Origin of the sequence: Thiorhodococcus mannitoliphagus (genome assembly GCF_010915725.1) — a bacterium.
Classification (GTDB): domain Bacteria; phylum Pseudomonadota; class Gammaproteobacteria; order Chromatiales; family Chromatiaceae; genus Thiorhodococcus; species Thiorhodococcus mannitoliphagus.
In genome coordinates this window covers 1-19,180 of the sequence record NZ_JAAIJR010000103.1, presented here as the reverse complement: position 1 = coordinate 19,180, position 19,180 = coordinate 1, and the positions used below count along the sequence as shown (strand labels likewise).

The 19,180-nt window shown below is 64.8% G+C and carries 12 protein-coding genes and 1 pseudogene; 11 read left to right on the top strand and 2 right to left on the bottom strand.

What is annotated here, in order from left to right; translation table 11 throughout:
- The 7 genes and pseudogenes from G3480_RS19660 to mdoH form a co-directional block, all read left to right on the top strand.
- Window positions 1-254 (top strand): annotated as a pseudogene (locus tag G3480_RS19660) (Rpn family recombination-promoting nuclease/putative transposase); the annotation flags it as partial.
- Between the two features lie 274 nt (window positions 255-528).
- Window positions 529-708, top strand: coding sequence for a hypothetical protein (locus G3480_RS19655; protein ID WP_164655590.1), 180 nt, complete (start codon window positions 529-531; stop codon window positions 706-708).
- Between the two features lie 165 nt (window positions 709-873).
- Complete coding sequence (locus G3480_RS19650; protein WP_164655589.1) at window positions 874-3,069, top strand: protein-disulfide reductase DsbD family protein; 2,196 nt, start codon at window positions 874-876, stop codon at window positions 3,067-3,069.
- A complete protein-coding gene (locus tag G3480_RS19645; protein ID WP_240905931.1) occupies window positions 3,057-3,743 on the top strand; it encodes a redoxin domain-containing protein in 687 nt (228 codons plus the stop codon). Before G3480_RS19650 ends, G3480_RS19645 begins: the two co-directional genes overlap by 13 nt.
- A gap of 178 nt (window positions 3,744-3,921) precedes the next feature.
- Entirely contained in the window at window positions 3,922-5,487 is a 1,566-nt protein-coding gene (locus G3480_RS19640; RefSeq protein WP_164655588.1) for an OpgD/OpgG family glucan biosynthesis protein, read from the top strand.
- Window positions 5,472-6,017 (top strand): hypothetical protein, encoded by a 546-nt coding sequence (locus tag G3480_RS19635; protein WP_164655587.1) that lies wholly within the window; start codon window positions 5,472-5,474, stop codon window positions 6,015-6,017. Before G3480_RS19640 ends, G3480_RS19635 begins: the two co-directional genes overlap by 16 nt.
- A gap of 5 nt (window positions 6,018-6,022) precedes the next feature.
- The gene (gene mdoH, locus G3480_RS19630) at window positions 6,023-8,095 is read left to right on the top strand and encodes a glucans biosynthesis glucosyltransferase MdoH (RefSeq protein WP_164655586.1); all 2,073 of its coding nucleotides are present in this window, start codon (window positions 6,023-6,025) and stop codon (window positions 8,093-8,095) included.
- A 386-nt stretch (window positions 8,096-8,481) separates the two neighbouring features.
- Here the strand turns inward: mdoH and G3480_RS19625 are convergent, their stop codons facing one another.
- A complete protein-coding gene (locus G3480_RS19625; protein WP_164655585.1) occupies window positions 8,482-9,855 on the bottom strand; it encodes a GH1 family beta-glucosidase in 1,374 nt (457 codons plus the stop codon).
- Complete coding sequence (locus tag G3480_RS19620; RefSeq protein ID WP_164655584.1) at window positions 9,852-11,588, bottom strand: ABC transporter ATP-binding protein/permease; 1,737 nt, start codon at window positions 11,586-11,588, stop codon at window positions 9,852-9,854. The genes G3480_RS19625 and G3480_RS19620 overlap by 4 nt, the downstream gene beginning before the upstream one ends.
- A gap of 176 nt (window positions 11,589-11,764) precedes the next feature.
- On the opposite strand from G3480_RS19620, the gene G3480_RS19615 reads away from it, so the two are divergent.
- The 4 genes from G3480_RS19615 to G3480_RS19600 all read left to right on the top strand — a co-directional run.
- The gene (locus G3480_RS19615; RefSeq protein ID WP_164655583.1) at window positions 11,765-14,848 is read left to right on the top strand and encodes an alpha-L-rhamnosidase-related protein; all 3,084 of its coding nucleotides are present in this window, start codon (window positions 11,765-11,767) and stop codon (window positions 14,846-14,848) included.
- A gap of 33 nt (window positions 14,849-14,881) precedes the next feature.
- Window positions 14,882-18,262 (top strand): GH36-type glycosyl hydrolase domain-containing protein, encoded by a 3,381-nt coding sequence (locus tag G3480_RS19610; protein ID WP_164655582.1) that lies wholly within the window; start codon window positions 14,882-14,884, stop codon window positions 18,260-18,262.
- A gap of 9 nt (window positions 18,263-18,271) precedes the next feature.
- Window positions 18,272-18,814 (top strand): hypothetical protein, encoded by a 543-nt coding sequence (locus tag G3480_RS19605; RefSeq protein ID WP_164655581.1) that lies wholly within the window; start codon window positions 18,272-18,274, stop codon window positions 18,812-18,814.
- A 185-nt stretch (window positions 18,815-18,999) separates the two neighbouring features.
- Window positions 19,000-19,180: hypothetical protein (locus G3480_RS19600; RefSeq protein WP_164655580.1), on the top strand; the 181-nt coding region annotated here is incomplete at its 3' end.

Here is a 19,180-nt window from a genome sequence, read left to right as displayed (position 1 = left end):
CGCTGAGCGCCGACGAGGAAACGCGCTACTGGGCCGAGGCGCGCGCGAAAGCGCAGAGCGACGAGGCCACCTTGCTGTTGGAGGCGCGCGAGGAAGGCGAGCAGATTGGGTTGGAGAAAGGCCGCCAGGAAGCGGCTCAAGAGACTGCCTGTAACCTCATCAAGCTTGGCGTACTCAGCGATGCTCAGGTCGCCCAGGCCACCGGTCTGAGCCTTGCGCAGATCGAGGCGCTGCGCTCGGCCGGTCCACGCTGAGGTCGAACCCAGCGGGAGGGGGTATTTGCCTTGTCCTGAGCAATTTCCGCAGTCTCTCAATCACTGGAATTGAATGGGTCTGCAAGCCAGGTCGGATTTTCTTTACCCCCAGCGGCGAACGAACCATCAATGACTTGCGCGTGATGCGAGGGCGCGTGTTGGACAAAGCCACCCAAAGCGCCACGCAGGGCATAAAAAGGGGCGGCCATGACACAAAGGAACCTTTTTCCTGGGCGCGATAAAGGCGCGCAGCGACCTCGATCGGCTCAGCTTGATGATCCGTCATCTCACCGACGAGCGCGTGGTGCAATCCCTCGAGTCCATGCGCGGACACGGACGCGATGACGATCCGGTACGAGCCATGCGGAACGCGCTCCTCGCCGCCATCGTCTTCCAGCGCGAGAGACTGGAGTCACTGTTGCGCTCCCCCCGATCGCTCGCGATCCGAGCCTGATGGACGCCTGCGCCTTTGAGGCTTTGTCGAAAGGGGGATGTCGGTTTTCAGGCAGCTTCTGAGTCGGTTGCAATGCCTGGATGCTGCTCTGATATATGGAGACTTGCCGTGTTCGGTCGGCGCCTTGGGCGCGCGTCCGATCCAGGATCAACCGGTGCTTTCGCGATGATCTCCTTTCCGCGTCTCTCTCTGCTCGCTCCAGCACGCTGCGGGGGAGCCCTCTTTGCCTTGCTAGTGATCTGGTGCGGCGCGCTGGTCGCGGCCGAGAGCAATGAGGTCGTCACGCCGCGGACTCAGGTCAGCTTGATCGCGGACCACGATAGCGTGGCGCCAGGTCAGTCGTTCTACATCGGGCTGCGCCAGAAGCTCGCGCCGCATTGGCACACCTATTGGCGTAATCCAGGGGATGCCGGCAGCCCGCCGAGGGTCCGGCTTTCGCTGCCCGAGGGCGTCGTGGCGGGAGACATCATCTGGCCGGGGCCGGAGCGGATCTGGACTGGCCCCTTGGTGAGCTACGGCTACGAGCGCGAGATTGTCTTCCCGATTCTGCTGCGCATTCCAGAGACGCTGGCGTCGGGCGATGCCTTGGTTGTCGAGGCCGATGCCGACTGGGTCGTCTGCGAGAAGGGGTGTATCCCGGAGACTGGCCGCTTTCGCCTTGAGCTGCCGGTCTCGGCGCGCGGCACGCCCGCCGTCGGAGAGGAGGCGGGCGCCCTCGAGCGCGCGCTGCGCCGTGTCCCGACGCTAGCGCCCTGGACGACGCGCTTGCGGCTTGGTGACGCCGCGCTCGAGCTGGAGTTGACGGCTGAGGCAGGTCCTGCCGATGTCGGTGAGCTGGTCTTCCTGCCTGACCGATGGGGGGTGATCGAGCATTCCGCGCCTCAGTCGCTTCAAGCGCGTGACGGGCGTCTGGTACTGGAGGTGGAGCGCGGTCCGGACGTCGATCCGGGCGATGCGGTCTCTGGGGTGATCGCCGCGACTGATGCCGAGGGCAGCACCCGATGGTATGCGGTCTCTGGGGCTGCGGAGGCCATGGAAGGTGCCGGCTCGGCGCCCGTTGCGACAGCCGCGATCCCGTGGGTCAGTCCCTGGCGGGCGATTCTGTTCGCGCTGCTTGGCGGGCTCATCCTCAATCTCATGCCTTGCGTCTTCCCTGTCCTTGCGATCAAGGCCGCCTCGCTGAGTGGTCTATCCGGACAGGGTTTGATGGCCGTGCGATGGTCTGCCGTCTTCTATACGGCGGGGGTGCTCCTGGCCTTCCTGGCCCTGGCTTTGCTGCTCCTGGCCTTGAAGGCGGGCGGGGCCGCGCTGGGCTGGGGCTTCCAATTCCAAGCGCCGGTCTTCGTTGCCCTCATGAGCTGGCTCATGGTTGCGATTGGGCTGAATCTTGCCGGTCTCTATGAGTTCGGTGCTGCGGTGACGGGCGCGGGCCAGGGGCTTGCCCAGAAGCCCGGCCACCTCGGCAGCTTCTTCTCCGGCTTGCTTGCGGTTGTGCTGGCCACGCCCTGCAGCGCGCCCTTTTTGGGCACGGCCATGGGCGCGGCCTTGGCCGCGCCCGCGCCCTTTGCCCTGGTGCTGTTCTTCGGGATGGGGTTGGGTCTTGCGCTGCCCTTCGCGCTCCTCGCTGCCTTCCCCGGCGTTGCGGGCTGGCTGCCGCGTCCGGGCCTTTGGATGGTGCGCCTGCGCGAGTTCCTGGCCTTCCCGATGTTCGCCACGGGGGCCTGGCTCGTCTGGGTGCTGGGCAAGCAGGTCGGGGATGCCGGTGTCGCGATCGGGCTCGGCGGCGCGCTGCTGGTGGCTTTTGCGGTTTGGCTCCTGGGTCGCGGGCGAGGATCGAGCCGGGTGCAGGCGGTCGCCCGTGCCGCAGCGCTCCTCTCCGTGGTGCTCGCGCTCGCGCTGCTGCCGCTGCTGCAGACTCATCAAGCCAGCGGTGAATCCGCGGATCCGCAGCGCCTGCAGCCCGCCGAAGACAGCCAGCCCTTCAGTGGGCAACTGCTGAGCGAGTTGAGGGCAGCCGGCGAGCCGGTCTTCGTCAACATGACGGCCGCTTGGTGCATCACCTGCTTGCTCAATGAGCGAACATCGCTCTCCGACGCCGGGGTCCGTCAGGCGATGACAGCCAAGGGGGTTCGCTACCTCAAGGGCGACTGGACCCATAGGGACGCGGAGATCAGCGCCTATCTCGCCTCCTTCGCGCGGGAGGGTGTGCCCTTTTATGCCTATTATCCGGCTGGTGGCGGTGAGGCCGTCATCTTGCCGACGCTGCTGACCCCTGACATCGTCCTTGCCGCCCTTGAAGGGGGCGGCGGGGCAGACAAGATCATCAACTGCAGTCGAGGAGAGAGCCCATGCTTGCAATGAAATCACGCCTTCATTCCGAATCGCTCCGCACCGCCGCTCCGGTCCATCAGCCGAGGCATCGGCTTTGGTCTGCCCTGGTCCTGCTGACCGGTCTGCTGGGGGCCGGCGCAGCGCTGGCCGCCGTGGAGGGTGCCAAGGTGGGACAGCCGGCGCCGGGTTTCGAGATGACGGACACCAAGGGACAGCCGCGCAGCCTGGCAGAGATGAAGGGCAAGGTGGTGGTGCTCGAATGGGCCAACTTCGAGTGTCCTTACACGCGCAAGCACTACGACTCCGGCAACATGCAGGCCTTGCAGCGAGAGGCCGCCGAGGCGGGCGCGGAGTGGCTGGTCGTCATCTCCTCCGCGCCGGGCGAGGAGGGCCATGTGAGCGCGGAGGAGGCAAACCGCTTGATCGCCGAGCGTGATGGGGCTCCGGCCGCGGTGCTGCTCGACGAAGAGGGCACCCTGGGTCGACTCTACGGCGCAAAGACGACCCCGCACATGTATGTCGTCGACAAGGATGGGGTCTTGGCCTACATGGGTGGGATCGACAGTATCGCCTCGGCGCGGGTCGAGGATGTGTCTGCCGCAGAGCCCTGGTTTGGGGACGCGCTGCGGGCGGTGCTGAAGGGCGAGGAGCCGGCCCGTGCGGTCACGCGACCCTATGGATGTAGTGTGAAATACGCGCGATGAGCTGAAATCTCCGCGTCATTTCCAAGGGTTTGGGGTTAAAATCTGGGCGGTTCGAGTGTCCGTCCCAGATTGGGTTTCTCAACTGATTCGATCGCCTGCGGCAGTTCGCAAGATCTGCATGGAGGGATGGACCGGCCATCGCGCATTCTCACGGTCTCAATGAATCAGCGAGAACATCATGAAGATCACTCGGCTGCTTGGAATTCTGTCGTTTGGAGTCGCCATCGGCCCTGCTTTCCCTGTTTCGGCTGCGGAGAACCCTGGCGTCGTCGAGCCCGCGCCGATCGAGGGTGCGCCGGGCGACTTCACCTTTGCCGCTGTTGTCGGGCGCGCGGAAGCCTTGGCGAACAAGGACTTCGAGCCTGACCGTCCGGAGCTGCCGGCCTATCTGGCGGATCTCGACTACGACCACTACCGGGATATCCGCTTCGACCGCGACGAGAGCCTCTGGCGAGAGGACGGGCTGCCCTTCCAGATGCAGCTCTTCCCGAGAGGCTTTCTCTTCAAGGACCGTGTGACCATCAACGTCATCGAGGACGGGGTCGCGCAACCGCTGCCGTTCCGACACGACCTTTTCGACTACGGCAAGAATGAAGTCCCAGATGAAATGCCGTCTGATCTCGGCTTCGCGGGGCTGCGTCTGCTCTATCCCATCAATCAGGATGCGGTCTTCGACGAGGTCGCCGTCTTCCTAGGGGCGAGCTACTTCCGCGCCGTTTCCAAGGGCGCGAACTATGGCATCACGGCGCGCGGGCTTGCCATCGACACTGGCCTGCCGACCAAGGAAGAGTTTCCCGTGTTTCGCGAGTTTTGGGTGCGCAAGCCGGCCCAGGATGCCGTGGACATCAGGCTCTATGCCTTGTTGGACAGTGAGAGCGCATCCGGTGCCTACAGCTTTTTGATCCGGCCTGGCATCGAGACGGTTATCGATGTCAAGGCGCACATCTTCATGCGTCAATCCGTGCAGAAGCTGGGTATCGCGCCGTTGACGAGCATGTTCTTCCATGGGGAGAACTCCGATCGCTTCGTGGACGACTTCCGGCCCGAGGTGCATGACTCCGACGGTCTGCTGGTGGAGAACGGAACGGGTGAGCGCATCTGGCGTCCGCTGGTCAATCCGCTGCGACTGCATGTCAGTGACTTTGCCGCGGAGAATCCCAAGGCATTCGGCTTGTTGCAGCGGGATCGGGATTTTCGCAACTACCAAGACCTGGAAGCGCACTACCACAACCGCCCGAGCGCGCTGATCGAGCCGGTTGGTGATTGGGGCAAGGGCGTCGTCGAGCTGGTCGAGATCCCCAGCAATGCGGAGCGTTACGACAACATCGTCGCCTACTGGATGCCCGAGCGGCAGCCAGAAGCGGGCGATACCTGGAGGCTCGAGTACCGTCTCAGGTTCGGTAAAGACCTCGAGTCTGGCCTCATGGGGGGGCGCGTGAAGGCGACCCGTATCGGCGCCTCGGGCACGGATATCCTGGATCCCAGTCGCCGCAAGTTCGTGATGGACTTCATTGGCGAGTCGCTCGCGCAGCTCGATCCGGAGACCGAGATCGAGGCCATGGTCACCAGCACGACGGGCGAGCTGTCCAAGCCCATCGCACAGCCGAATCCGGAGACCCAGGGATGGCGACTCTTCTTTGAGTTGGAGCCCGAGGGTAAGGAGCCAGCGGATCTGAGGGCATTCCTGCGGCACGGGCATGACGTCCTGAGCGAAACCTGGAGCTTCAGATGGGTGAGGGAGTAGCCGCGTCGCTCGCTGCGATCGATCTACCTGGGGCTGCGAGCGGGCATTCCGCCTTCGATCGGCGGGCTGCCGAGCGCCGCGCCAGAGGTTATTTGCGCGCGCTCGGCGTCAGCCGCGAATCAGAGAGTCAGGCACTGCTCGAACAGGCCATGAAGCGCATGGAGCTGCGGGCGGCACTCGGTCGGCTCGGCGAGCCGCTCGAGGCTGCGGTGGAGGAGGTGCACGCGCTGCTCGACCAGTGGTTGCTGTCTGAGCTGGGGTTGAACGCTGATCCTGATGCACTCTCGGCGGCCCGCGCGGCTGTCCTCGGTGGCGATGTTCCCGGTTGGACCGCCCGCTGGGCGGGACTGAGCGGCGAGCCTCTGGCTGAGCGCATTCGTGCCGCGCGCGTCACGGCAGTGCCCGAGCCTGCGCCGCTGCAGATGGAGCCCAGCCGAATCGAACTCTGCTGCTATCGCCTCGGTTTGCGTCTGATCGCCAAGATCGGCCGTTTGCTCGGTCTGCGCGGAAAGCGCGCGTCTTCAGGTTAGCGCCCATGGCCTCCCTCTGGCTTGCCCCGCTGCCCGCGCAGCGCTTTCACCGCCCCCTTTACTTCACCCTGGTCGTCGTCACGACACTCTTCACCATGTCGCTGCTCTCGGCGGCGATCCAGGACGATGGCATCTCGACGCTCGAGTTCTTGCTGCTGGTCTTGTATGCCATCCTCATGCTCTGGATCAGCGCATCCTTTTGGACGGCGGCGATCGGATTCGTGCGGCTCATGCGGCGAAGGCAGCAGGTCGAGATCAAGGCGCCCGGCGCCGAGACCTCGCCGCAACCCCTGGACCAGAGCGGATTCAAGACGGCCCTGGTCATGCCGGTCTACAACGAAGACCCCGAGCGCGTCTTCGCCGGGCTGCGGGCCATGTACGCATCGCTTGAGGAGACGGGGCAGCAAGCGGGTTTCGAGGTCTTCATCCTGAGCGATACCCGGGATCCGGATACCTGGATCCAGGAAGAGATGCTGTGGCGTCGCTGGGCAGAGGATCTCGGTGAGCCCGCGCGCCTCTTCTATCGCAATCGCGACGAGAACCGGGCGCGCAAGAGCGGCAATGTTGCGGATTTCTGTCGCGATTGGGGCGGCCGTTATCGCTACATGATCGTCCTGGACGCGGACAGCATCATGAGCGGCGAGACGCTCGTCGAGATGGTCCGCCGCATGGAGGCCGATCCGCAACTGGCGCTGCTGCAGGTGCCGCCGATTCCGGTCAATCGCTCCTCCTTCTTCGCGCGCATGCTGCAGTTCGCGGGGAGCCTCTATGGGCGCATGTTCGCCGCCGGGTTGGCGTTTTGGCAGCAGGATACGGCCAACTTCTGGGGCCACAATGCCATCCTGCGGGTCCGCCCCTTCGCCGATCACTGCGGTCTGCCCCAGCTGCCCGGCAAGGAGCCCTTCGGTGGCGAGATCCTGAGTCACGATTTCGTCGAGGCCGCCTTACTGGCGCGCGCGGGCTGGAAGGTGCAGTTGGCGTACGACTTGGGCGGCAGCTACGAGGAGATCCCGCCGACGCTGATCGACTATGCCAAGCGCGACCGACGCTGGTGTCAGGGCAATCTGCAGCACGCCAGGCTGGTTCTGGCGCATGGCTTCAAGCCTTTGAGCCGCATCCACTTCGCCATGGGTGTCATGTCTTACGCGGCCTCGCCGCTATGGCTGCTGTTTCTCGTCGCGACAGGTGCCGAGGCCTATTTCAAGAGCCTCCAGTCGCCGGTCTACTTCTTCGGCCACAACGCGCTGCCGATCTGGCCGGAATCCTATGTGGTCGAGATGACCACGGTGCTCTGGGTGACGCTGATCATTCTCTTCTTGCCGAAGATCCTGGCCTTGCTGCTTTTGGCCGCGGATCCGCAAGAGGCAAGACGCTTCGGTGGGCTGCGCGGGGCCAGTCTGAGCGTGCTCATCGAGAGTCTGCTCTCGGTGCTCCTGGCCCCTGTCTTGATGCTCTTTCAGAGCAAGTTCGTGGCGGCCATCCTGCTGCGGACTGCGGTTGGCTGGCCGACGCAGCAGCGCGGCGATCATCAGACCGGCATCCTGGAGGCCATGGGTGCGCACGGCATCCATACGCTGATTGCCGTCGTGACAGGCTATGTCGCCTATGTCTATGTTCCGGACTTCTTCTGGTGGTTCACGCCCGTGCTTGTCGGGCTGGCCCTTTCCATACCGGTTTCCATCCTGACCAGCCGCACCTCGCTGGGGCTGCACGCCAAGCGGGCCGGACTCTTTCTGACCCCCGCCGAGACCGAAGAGCCCCCCGTGCTCAAGCAATTGGACGAGCAACTGGGTGACGCCTTACCCCAGGGCGTCTGCGGCGCCGGGACTCAGCCGCCTTGGACGGCGGCCATGGTGGAGCCCTGCATCTATGCCTTGCATGACTCCCTGCTGCACGACAAGCCTTCGAGTCGGCGCGGGCGTCACGTCTTGGAAGGGCTGATATTTCAACTGCAGGACGATGGCGCGGATTCGCTGAGCATCAGAGAGAAGCGCGCCCTGCTGGCGCATCGCGAGGGACTCCATCTGTTGCACACGAGGCTGTGGTCGGGGACCGATCTTCCCGGTCCCGGCGGCTGAGAGGCTGTCTGAAGATTGCAATCGCCCGAGCTGTGGGGGCGAATTCATTCGCCCTCTCGCCAGTGCCAAGGGCGACGAAGAAAGCGTCCATCAACAACTTCCCCCCTTTCGCAAAGGGCGGTCTCCGAGCGGACAAGCGTGCTCCGAGCGGAGCCGAAGGGCCCAACAAGGGCGCGGGATTCGCTGGACTTCGCGCTCGCTCGTCCACCCTAGGATCCTTGAGGGCGCAAATGCTTGCAGATGAGTCAAATTTCGATGAAGCGTCCGACCATCCAAGGCCGTCGGTATCGGTATCGGTATCGGTATCGGGATCGAACCGACGATAGCGATCCCGATGGCATGACGCGTCGGTCTGAGGCGAAGCCTCGCTAGCAGTCTGCTCAGCGTCAATGCCGTCCCTTCGCTCGATTCCGGCCAACCATTCCAACCCCGTTCGAGGCGATGACCTTGCGATAGAAGTCGGCGCTGGCCTTGGGGATGCGTCGCTGTTCCTCTGGGTCGACGCGATAGAGACCGAAGCGCTTGGTGTAGCCCTCGGCCCACTCGAAGTTGTCGAGCAGCGACCAGAGGAAGTAGCCGCGCAGGTTGACGCCCTCCTGTAGGGCTGCGCCCGCAGCGGTGATGTGGTCACGCAGGTAGGCGACGCGATGGGCGTCTTCGACGCGATCCTCGACGGGCGCGGGATCCTCGAAGGCGGCGCCGTTCTCGGTGATGTAGGCGGGCGGATTGCCGTACTGCGTCTTGAGCCGCAGCAGGGTCTCCGTCAGTCCGTTGGGGTAGACCTCCCAGCCCATGGCCGTGCTTGGCGCATCGGTTCGCTGGATCCGGGTGGCGCCGAGGGGCCAGGCCGATGGGTCCGCTTGGACCCAGCCGCGCGAGTAATAGTTGACCCCGATGAAGTCTGCCGGTCTGCGAATACGCTCGAGATCGGCGCTCGGAAAGTCCGGCCAGGCGGGGCCGAAGATGGCTGGCATCGCTTCCGGGTAGCGGCCGAAGAAGAGCGGGTCCAGGAGCCAGCGGTTGATGAAGGCGTCGCGCCGGTCGGCCGCGGCCCGGTCCGCTGCTGAATCCGAGGCCGGATACTGGGGCTCTAGGTTGAGTGCGATGCCGATCTGGTGCGCCCCGATCGCACGATAGACCGCGCACGCCTCGGCATGGGCGAGGAGGAGGTGATGGGTGACGCGCGCGGCCTCGAAGGCATCAGCATGACCTGGTGCATGGACGCCCTCCAGGTGCCCGAGCACGGCGGCGACCCAGGGCTCGTTGATGGTCACCCAGGCGGCGACGCGGTCGTCGAGTGCCCGGAACAGGACCTGCGCGTAGTCGGCAAACCAGGCTGGGCTCTCTGGATTCAGCCAGCCGCCGCGGTCATGGAGCGCCGTTGGCAGGTCCCAGTGATAGAGCGTGATCATTGGCTGGATGTCCTGCTCCAGCAACCTGTCGACCAAACGCTGGTAGAAGTCCAGCCCCCTCTGATTGACCCGGCCGCGTCCATCCGGCAGCACGCGCCCCCAGGCGATGCTGAAGCGATAGGCATTGAGGCCGAGGTTGGCCATGAGCGCGACGTCTTCCTGAGCGCGATGGTAGTGATCGCAGGCCAAGTCGCCGGTTGCGTTGCCGGCCACGCGCCCTGGGGTGTGGCTGAACCTGTGCCAGATGCTGGGGCCGGCGCCATCCGCCAGCGGGTCGCCCTCGATCTGATAGGCGGAGGTCGCGGCGCCCCAGAGGAATCCGGGCGGAAAGGCGTGGTCGGTGCTCACTTGCGGACCTTGCCGACTTCGTCCAACGTCGGTGGGCGCACGCGCCAGGAGCCGTCGGCCGAAATTTCGAGGAGGCGATCGTAGAATCTGGGCTCGTCCGCCAGGTCGCCGAGTGTCAGATAGGTGATGCCTTGCTGACGCAGCAGGTTCAGCAGCTCGCCGAGCGGGCATTCGCTGAGGCTGCGGCTGGGGTGATCGAGGAAGACGAACTGGGGCGCTGCCAGCAGCACGCGCGCGAAGCTCAGACGCTGCTGCTCGCTCAGGGAGAGCAGGTCAGCCCAGTTGTGCTCGCTGTCCAGCCCGCCGGCCTTGGTCAGTGCTTGCTCGAGATTCAGCAGCTTGAGATTGGCGAGGATCTGCCAGTCTGGTAGCCATTTTTCTTGTGCCTGTCGCAGCAAGATCTCCCGCAAGGTGCCCGGCGGGACATAGGGACGCTCCGGCAGGAAGAAGATGGCGTCGTGTCCGGGGTGCAGAATGCGGCCTTCGCCGTGATGCCAGAGGTCGGCCGTTGCCCTGAACAGCGCCTTCTCGGCGGCCTCGCTCGGGGCACGAGCCAGCAGGCAGACTCCGGATGGGATCGAGAGGCTGAGGTCTTTGATCAAGACCTGGCCGTCGCGTGGGTTATAGAGGGTCAGCTGCTCGTAGGCGACGCTGCCGCAACCCTCGCAAAGCTCCACCTCGGGCGCATGTTCCGGGCGGTCTTGGGTCATGGCATCGCGCAGCGCATTGAGCCGTGCGACCACTGCCGCGTAGTTGGAGATGGACTGGAACTGGGTCACGATCAGGGAAAAGGCGCCGAGCAGGTGCCCGAAGGCCACCGCGGACTGGGTGATGACACCGAAATCCGCCTGTCCTTGGATGAACAGCGGCGCGACGAAGAGGGCTGGGATGATCTGGATGAGATAGTTGTAGCCGCTGGTGAAGAAGCCGAGGTTCCGATTGACCTCGATGATGCGCTTGAAGTTGGATGTAAGCTGATCCAGCCGGGCTCTGAGTCGCACTTGGAGCCGTTCCTCGCGTCGCAGCAGCGCGACGGACTCGGCGTTCTCACGCACGTGAACCAGGCGCGAGCGGAAGTTGGCCTCGCGGTCGAGTTGGTCGTAATTGAGCTTGACCAGCGGCTTGCCGAGGTAGATCGTCAGCAGGGATCCGAGGATGGAATAGGCCACCGCCACGACGAACAAGAGAGGACTGATGCTCCAGAGCACACCGGAGAAGGCGACTACGGTGAAGCTGGCATTCAGGAACATCAGGGTGAAGGATAGCGTCGTGGCCGTGAGGGCGCGGATATCCTCCGAGATACGTTGGTCGGGGTTGGGTAGCTGGTCCTTGGAATGCAGCTGAAAATAGATGCGCTTGTCGAGATAGCGCTCGATGGCGCGCTCGGTCAGCCATTTGCGCCATAGCAGACCCAGGGTCTCTTCCGTATAGCGGTAGATCACGGCCACCACGGTTGAGATGGCCATCACGAAAATGAACAAGAAGGCGTAATAGATGAAGCCCTGCATGTTCTGATGCTCGATCGCGGTCATGAAGTCCCGATTGACGTAGCTGTTCAGGACGTTCAATCCGTTGATCGCGAAAAGAAAGAGGATCAGCAGCACGAACAGGAGCTTGGCCTTGCCGCCGACCTCGGAGCCTCCCAGCTCACGCATCATGCGGATGAAGCGCTCCCAGATGGCTGGGGTGATGGGGACCTTGAGGGCCTTTACCAGGGACCAAATGATGCGCATCGAAGCGGTCGCCGTGTCAGTGTATGGGGGGGCTTGTGTCAAGCCGGTCACGTCGAGTGACTTGAGGCCGTTGGCAGTATAGCTTAGCCCCTGGCGTCGCCGAGTCCCATTCGCAGCGGCTTCTTGAGTGGGCTCGTCCTCTCTATCTCGAGCCTTATTGTTGAGGACCAACCAGCATGCAATCTCTAAATCTGGATGATTTCTCCGACCTCGCGAGCTGGTCGACCGTGGCTTCCGGACAGGCCGAGGCGCACTTGGTCCCAGACAGCGGCCCAGAGGGTCCGGCGATGCGATTGGACTTCGACTTCGATGAGGGCGGCGGCTTCGTCGTTGCGCGCAAGCTCGTGCAGCTCTCGATGCCTGACAGCTTCGCCTTCGTGATGTCGGTGCGCGCCCAGGCGCCCGCCAATGCCTTCGAGTTCAAGCTGGTGGACGCCAGTGGCGAGAACGTCTGGCGCTATCGCGACGAGGCCTTCGATTTCAGCGCCGATTGGCGGTCACTGCGGATCGGCAGCCGCCAGATCGACTTTGGCTGGGGGCCCGCCGGAGGCGGTGTGCCGGATGAGATCGGTGCCATCGAGATCGCGGTTGCGGCCGGCCCCGGCGGTCGCGGCAGCCTCTGGCTGTCCGATCTGCGCCTAGAGGACCGAACGCCGTCTCAGGCGCCCTTGGTACGAGCGTCGAGTCGGGGCACCGATGGTCCGCCGGATGGCATCCTGGACGCTCAGTCCGCTCGCTGCTGGCGCGCGGATCAGCTGCCGGCCTGGGTCGAGCTGGACTTCCAAGAGGCCTGCGACTACAGCGGGTTGATCTTGGATTGGACGTCCGCGGGGCCACGCCAGTTCAAGATCCTGGCGAGTGGGGATGATGAGTCCTGGAAGTGCGTCTATGACGCGCCCAGGTCCTTTGGGGTGCGCACTTATCTCTACTTGCCGAGCGGTTGCTCGCGGCGGCTGCGGCTGACGCTCGGTGGCCGCGAGGGCGACGAGGTGCCCGGGCTGGTCGCCTTCAAGCTCCAGCCGGAGGGCTTTGCACGCTCGTTCGACGACTTTTTCGAGCGTGTCGCGGAAGATGGACCTCGGGGTCGCTATCCGCGCTGGCTGTATCGCGAGCAGACCTATTGGACCCCCGTCGATATTCCGAACGGCAGGGTTCCGGCGCTCCTGAACGAGGAGGGCATGCTGGAAGTGGCGCGGGCCGGCTACGCCATCGAGCCCATGCTGACGGTCCATGGCGAACTCATGACCTGGGCGGATTGCACGGTGCAGCAGGCGCTGCTCCAGCCGCCCTTGCCCATCCCCGAAACCACTTGGATGTCCGCGGGACTGGCCCTGAGTGTCACCGCCTTCGCCTATGGCGAACCTGGTCAGGGCTGGGTCTATCTGCGCTACAGAATCGAGAACCATCGCTCGATGCCGACGCAGGTCGGCCTCTATGCCGTGGTGCGTCCTTTCCAGGTCTCTCCGCCTTGGCAAGGCTACAAGGATATCGGCGGCGTGCGGCGGATTCGCATCCTGGCTTACCGAGACGGTTGCGTGCAGGTCAATGGCCGGCCAGCCCTTGCTGCCCTGACCCAGCCCTCCGGCTTCGGCGCGGCGACTTTCGATGAGGGCTCCATCGCCGACTATGTGGCGCGCGACACCCTGCCGCCGTCGCAAGATCTCTTGGACATGTTCGGCTTTGCGAGCGGGGCCTTGCGCTTCGAACTCACGGTCGAGCCTGGCGAGGCGCGGGATGTTTGGCTCGCCGCGCCACTGGCCGGGCGCGAGGACGCCGATCTCCAAGCGCTTGGCGGCGCTGACTTCGATGGCGAGGCGCTGCTGACGGCGGCCCTCGCGCAGTGGGAGCGGACCCTGGGAGCCGTCGATCTCCAGCTGCCCGAGTGCGCCCAGGACGCCGCCGATTGCTGCAAGGCGGCGATCGGCCACATCCTGATCAACCGGGATGGCCCGGCGCTGCAGCCGGGGCCGCGCCGCTACACGCGGTCCTGGATCCGTGATGGTGCCGTGATGGCCGCGGCCTTGCTCAGGTTCGGCTGCGTGCGCGAGGCCGGTGACTTCATCCGCTGGTATGCGGGCTTCCAGGCAGCGGACGGCAATGTCCCTTGCTGTGTCGACCATGAGGGTGTGGACTGGCTGCCCGAGCATGACAGTCACGGCCAGCTCATCTTTGCGGTGGCCGACTATTATCGCTTCTCCGGCGATGGCTCCCTGGTCGAGGAACTCTGGCCGGCGGTCCGCAAGGCGGTGGGCTATCTGGAGCAGCTGCGCACTGATCGGCTGACAGCACAGTATCAGACCAGGGAGTATCGCGCCCGCTATGGTCTGCTGCCGGAATCAGTGAGCCATGAAGGTTATTTGGCCCATCCAGTCCATTCCTATTGGGACGACTTCTGGGCGCTGCGCGGTCTCAAGGATGCGGCGGAGCTGGCGCAGGTCGTCGGCGATGCGGCGAGCGCGGAGCGGTTTGCCAATTTCAGGGACGACTTTCGCGCGACCCTATACGTCTCCATCGACCGGACCATGGATGAGCGTGGCATCGACTTTCTGCCCGGGTCCGTGGAGTGGGCGGACCCAGATCCGACCGCGACGGCCAATGCGCTGACCCTGATCGATGAGAGCCATCGGCTGCCGAGCACGGCCATGCATCACAGCTTCGACCTCTTCATGCAGCGCTTCAGGGAGATGCACGGCCCGAATGCCGTGCCCTGGACCAACTACACGCCCTATGAGATTCGCATCGTGGGTGCGCTGGTGCGCTTGGGTCGACGCGATGAGGCACATGAACTCTTGCGCTTCTACCTGGACGAGCGGCGGCCGCCGGCCTGGCACCAATGGCCGGAGATTGGTTGGCGAGATCCACGCGCCCCGGGCCATCAAGGGGATCTGCCCCATGCCTGGATCGGCGCCGAGTATGCTTTGGTCTTCCGTGATCTCTTGGTCTACGAGCGCGAGGCCGATCAATCTCTGGTGGTGGCGGCGGGGATCCCGGCCGATTGGGTCGACGCGGGCGAGATCTCGGTCCGTGGCCTGCCGACGATCTACGGCAGCATCGACCTCAGATTCAAGCGCACCCAGGCGGGGGCCTTCTGCGCCAGCATCTCGGGCGACCTCAAGCTCCCGCCCGGCGGCATTCGCGTCGCACCGCCAGTGCCGGGGCCTCTGGTCAGCGTGCAGATCAATGGCGAGCCAAGCCGCGATTTCAACGCGCGCGAGGCTCAGGTGGCGACACTCCCCGCAGAGGTCAGTCTGCTCGGCTGATCGCCATTGCATTCAGGCTTGGAGTCAGCGCCAATGAACACTCAGGATCTCACCCGTCCGTCCGCACCCCCGGCTGAGCTTCATCGGCTGAGCAACGACCGACTGGAGGTGGTGGTCACGGACTCGGGTGCGGGTCAGACCCGTTGGCAAGGGCTGGCACTGACGCGCTGGCGCAAGGATCCGATCCAAGACGATCTCGGGAGCCTGCTCTATCTCAGGGATCTCGATAGCGGGGATTTCTGGTCCCTGGGCTACCAGCCGACGCGGGTGGTGCCCTCGCTGTACCGTACCGCGCTGATCGATGATCGCTTCGTGCTGGAGCGCGAGGACCAGGGTATCTCGGCACGCATGGAGCTGAGCCTGGATTCCGCCAAGGATCTGGAGCGCCGCCGGCTGAAGCTGACGAACGCCTCTGGTCGACCACGACGCATCGAACTCACCAGCTATCTGGAAGTCGTGCTCTTTCATGCCGATGCGGGCGCGGCACATCCCGCCTTTGCGAAACTCTTCGTGCAGACCGAGCGCGACCCCGCGACCGGCGCGCTGCTCGCGCGAAGACGCCCACGCGGTGCCGACGAGTCCTGGCCCTGGATGTTGCACGCCTTGCTCGGCGGCGAAGTCCTGGAGTGGGAGACGGACCGCGCGGCCTTTCTCGGGCGCGGACGCTCGACCGCCAGCCCTGCTGCGATGCAGGGTGACCGGCCGCTGTCTGGCAGCTTGGGGAATGTGCTGGATCCCGTCTTGGCCTTGCGCACCATCGTCGTTCTGGCGCCAGGTGCCGACACCGAGCTGACCTGGGTGACGGGGGCCGCGGCCGACCGCGCGGCGGCCCTGGCGCTCTTGGCCGACGAGCCGATCGTCCCGCCGACGCGGGAGACGTCAGCCGTCGTCTCCGAGGATGGCGCGAGCGACCTCTCGGTCGACGCCCCCGAAGGGCTGAAGCACTTCAACGGCTATGGAGGCTTCTCAGGGGATGGACGTACCTACCAGATCCTGGTGTCTCATCAGGCGGACGGGCATCGACGGCCGCCCCAGCCCTGGATCAATGTCATCGCCAATCCGCGCTTTGGCTGCCTGGTGAGTGAATCCGGCGCGGGTTACACCTGGTCGCGCAACAGCCAGGCCAATCGTCTCACCCCCTGGTCGAACGACCCTGTCAGTGATCCGCACGGCGAGGCGCTCTATATCCGCGACGAGGCGACGGGCGCATTCTGGTCGCCCATGCCGGGACCCTGTCCCGCAGCGAGCGACTATCGCGTCGAGCATGGCCTCGGCGATACGCGCTTCGAGACAAGTCATGCCGACCTGGAGCAGGAGACCAGGGTCTTCGTCCCGCGCGAAGATCCGCTGCGGATCCTTCGGCTGCGCCTCAGAAACCTTGGCGCGACAGCAAGACGGCTCGCACTCTTCGGCTATCAGCGACTGGTCATGGCCAGCCAGCCGTTGAGCGACAGCCAGATCCTGACTGCCATCGAGCCCGAGCGCGCACTGCTCCGCGCCGTCAATCCCGCAGCCGCAGACTTTGCGGGCGGCATTGCCTTTGCGACCGCCGTCATTTCCGGCGCCCAAGTCGAGCGGCGCAGCTTCACCTGCGATCGGCTTGGCTTCATCGGCCGTCATCGCGATCCGACGGCGCCGGCGGCCTTGACTCAGGGCGCAAGGCTGGACGCGCGTGCCGGAGCCGGTCTGGATCCCTGCTTTGCGCAGCAGCTCGATGTCGTGATTGCCCCAGGTGCGACGCTCGTCTGCGATTTCCTGCTCGGTGAGGTGATGGACGAACAGACGCTCACCGGGCTCTTGGGGCGCTACCAGGAGACTGCCGCGATCGGCGCGGCCTTGGATGAGGTTCGCGCCTATTGGGACGCGCTGGTCTCAGGCGTCCAGGTCGAGACCCCAGAGCCGGCCATCGATCTCATGCTCAATGGCTGGCTGCTGTATCAAAGCCTCGGCTGCCGCATCTGGGCGCGCTCCGCCTTCTATCAATCGGGCGGCGCCTACGGCTACCGCGACCAGATTCAGGATGCATCGGCCTTCGCCGTCATTCGCCCCGCGATCACCCGCGATCAGATCTTGCTGCACGCGGCGCACCAGTTCGCCGAGGGCGACGTCCTGCACTGGTGGCATCCGCAGCCCATGGAGCGAGGATTACGGACGCGCTTCTCCGATGACCTGCTGTGGCTCCCTTATCTGACCGCGCACTATGTGCGGGTCACGGGCGACAGCGCCATTCTCGACGAGCAGATTCCCTATCTGACGGCTGCCGAGCTGCCACCCGGCCAGGACGAGGATTACCTCAAGCCCGAGCCGAGCGGCACGAGCGCGGACCTCTACGACCACTGCTGCCGCGCCATCGATCGGTCACTGACCCGAGGCGCGCATGGCTTGCCGCTGATGGGGACCGGCGACTGGAACGACGGCATGAACCGCGTCGGTCGCGAGGGGAGGGGGGAGAGCGTCTGGATGGGCTTCTTCCTGCACCGCATCATCAGCGACTTTCTGCCGCTGTGCGCGGATCGCGGCGACCCGGTACGCGTCGAGCGTTATCGCGCTTATCAAGCGGAGCTGGGCCAGGCCTTGGAGACGGGCGGCTGGGATGGCGACTGGTATCGACGCGCCTATTACGATGACGGCACACCGCTCGGCGCGGCGGCCGATGCCGAGTGCCGCATCGACGCCCTCGCGCAGTCCTGGTCCGTGATTTCCGGTGCCGTCCCGCGCGAGCGCGCCGAGCAGGCCGTCGACGCCATGGAGCGGCACCTGGTCAGCGAGTCCGAGGGCCTGATCCGGCTCCTCGCACCCCCGTTCGTCGACACGCCCAAAGACCCAGGCTACATCAAGGGCTACGTCGCCGGTGTGCGCGAGAACGGCGGTCAGTACACCCATGCCGCGTGTTGGGCCGTGAAGGCGCTCGCCGAACTGGGTCGGAGCGAGCGCGCCGCACCCCTGTTGGCGATGCTGAGCCCGGTGAGCCACACCAAGACGCCGGCCGATGTCTGGCGCTATCGGCTCGAGCCCTATGTCGTCGCGGCAGATGTCTATGGGGCGCCGCCGCACGTCGGCCGCGGAGGCTGGAGCTGGTACACGGGCTCGGCCGGTTGGTGGTATCGGGTGGCACTCGAATCCGTGCTCGGGATTCAGGTCGAAGGCGGCCGGACCTTGGTCGTGCGACCCTGCATCCCTGCGAGCTGGCCAGGTTTTCGTGTCCGATATCGTTTACCGGATGGACTAACCCAGTGCGAGATTCAGGTCGAGAATGCGGGGGAGGGCCGTGCTGGCGTGCGCTCCGCGCAGCTCGATGGTGCGCCAGCTCCCCTGATCGACGGCCATGTCAGGGTGACCCTGCCCGCAGGCCCAGGCTCTCATGTTCTCCAGGTAAAGCTCGGCGCTGCGCCGCTTTCCGTCTCGACTACCTAAGGACCGCCGATGATCTCGAACTCACGCTTGCCCGCGCTCGCCGCAATTCCTGTGCTCTTTATCGGGATTGCCCTTCTATCGCCCGTGGATGCGGGTGACATCAAACCCCTCAAGACCGTCGTGATCAAGGCAACCACTGGCCTCTGCAAGCGCGGCGAGACCTGTCACAAAGATCGGGCCGGCTCCTGGACACCCAAGATCCCCATCGCTGTCCTGGGTGTGTCGGTCGCGGAGCAGGCGGACATCGATCTCTATACGGACGTCGAGGTGAGCACCCGCCCCGAGATGTACCAATGCGCGGGCGATGACTCCGCGGGCTGCATCTTTCGGGCAAAGTACGCCGGCCCCGGGCTGTTCGACTATGGCGCGGCATCCGGAAGCACCTATATCGGCTCCAATATCACCACGACCAGCATGACCTTTCCCTCGGGCTACGGGATCATGGTTCCCGCCGGCGAGCCCATCTATGTGCATCTGGACGTGCGCAATGGGAGCCTGATCGACCTCAAGGTCGACCAGGATGCGTGGATCTACTATGTGCCGGTCGACTGACGGCTAGAAAGAGCTACCAGCTTAAGGCGCTGTCTGGAGACTCATGGGGGGGCGACTTCAGTCGCCCTCGATACCTGCGCGGGTGGGCGGACGTAACTTCTCAATAAGTCGTGGCAGCCTTGGCTGAGGAGATCCGTTAGAGTATTGTCTCAGCCCCGAATCCTGACCTTTGAATCGCCTCCGGCATGTCCGCTCCGATCACCCTCCCAGACATCCCCGACGCAGAGCGTACCCCGCTCATTGAGCAGTTGCTGGAGCTGATCGAAACGCTGGCCGAGACGACCCACCGGCAAGCGGAAACCATCCAGCAGTTGCGCGATGCGATCGCGGTGCTCAAGGGGGAGAAGGCCAAGCCGACCTTCAAGC

Coding starts and splice junctions, on each gene's coding strand:
- G3480_RS19655 (WP_164655590.1), top strand. CDS start 529: ATGATCCGTCATCTCACCGACGAGCGCGTGGTGCAATCCCTCGAGTCC.
- G3480_RS19650 (WP_164655589.1), top strand. CDS start 874: ATGATCTCCTTTCCGCGTCTCTCTCTGCTCGCTCCAGCACGCTGCGGG.
- G3480_RS19645 (WP_240905931.1), top strand. CDS start 3,057: ATGCTTGCAATGAAATCACGCCTTCATTCCGAATCGCTCCGCACCGCC.
- G3480_RS19640 (WP_164655588.1), top strand. CDS start 3,922: ATGAAGATCACTCGGCTGCTTGGAATTCTGTCGTTTGGAGTCGCCATC.
- G3480_RS19635 (WP_164655587.1), top strand. CDS start 5,472: ATGGGTGAGGGAGTAGCCGCGTCGCTCGCTGCGATCGATCTACCTGGG.
- mdoH (WP_164655586.1), top strand. CDS start 6,023: ATGGCCTCCCTCTGGCTTGCCCCGCTGCCCGCGCAGCGCTTTCACCGC.
- G3480_RS19620 (WP_164655584.1), bottom strand. CDS start 11,588: ATGCGCATCATTTGGTCCCTGGTAAAGGCCCTCAAGGTCCCCATCACC.
- G3480_RS19615 (WP_164655583.1), top strand. CDS start 11,765: ATGCAATCTCTAAATCTGGATGATTTCTCCGACCTCGCGAGCTGGTCG.
- G3480_RS19610 (WP_164655582.1), top strand. CDS start 14,882: ATGAACACTCAGGATCTCACCCGTCCGTCCGCACCCCCGGCTGAGCTT.
- G3480_RS19605 (WP_164655581.1), top strand. CDS start 18,272: ATGATCTCGAACTCACGCTTGCCCGCGCTCGCCGCAATTCCTGTGCTC.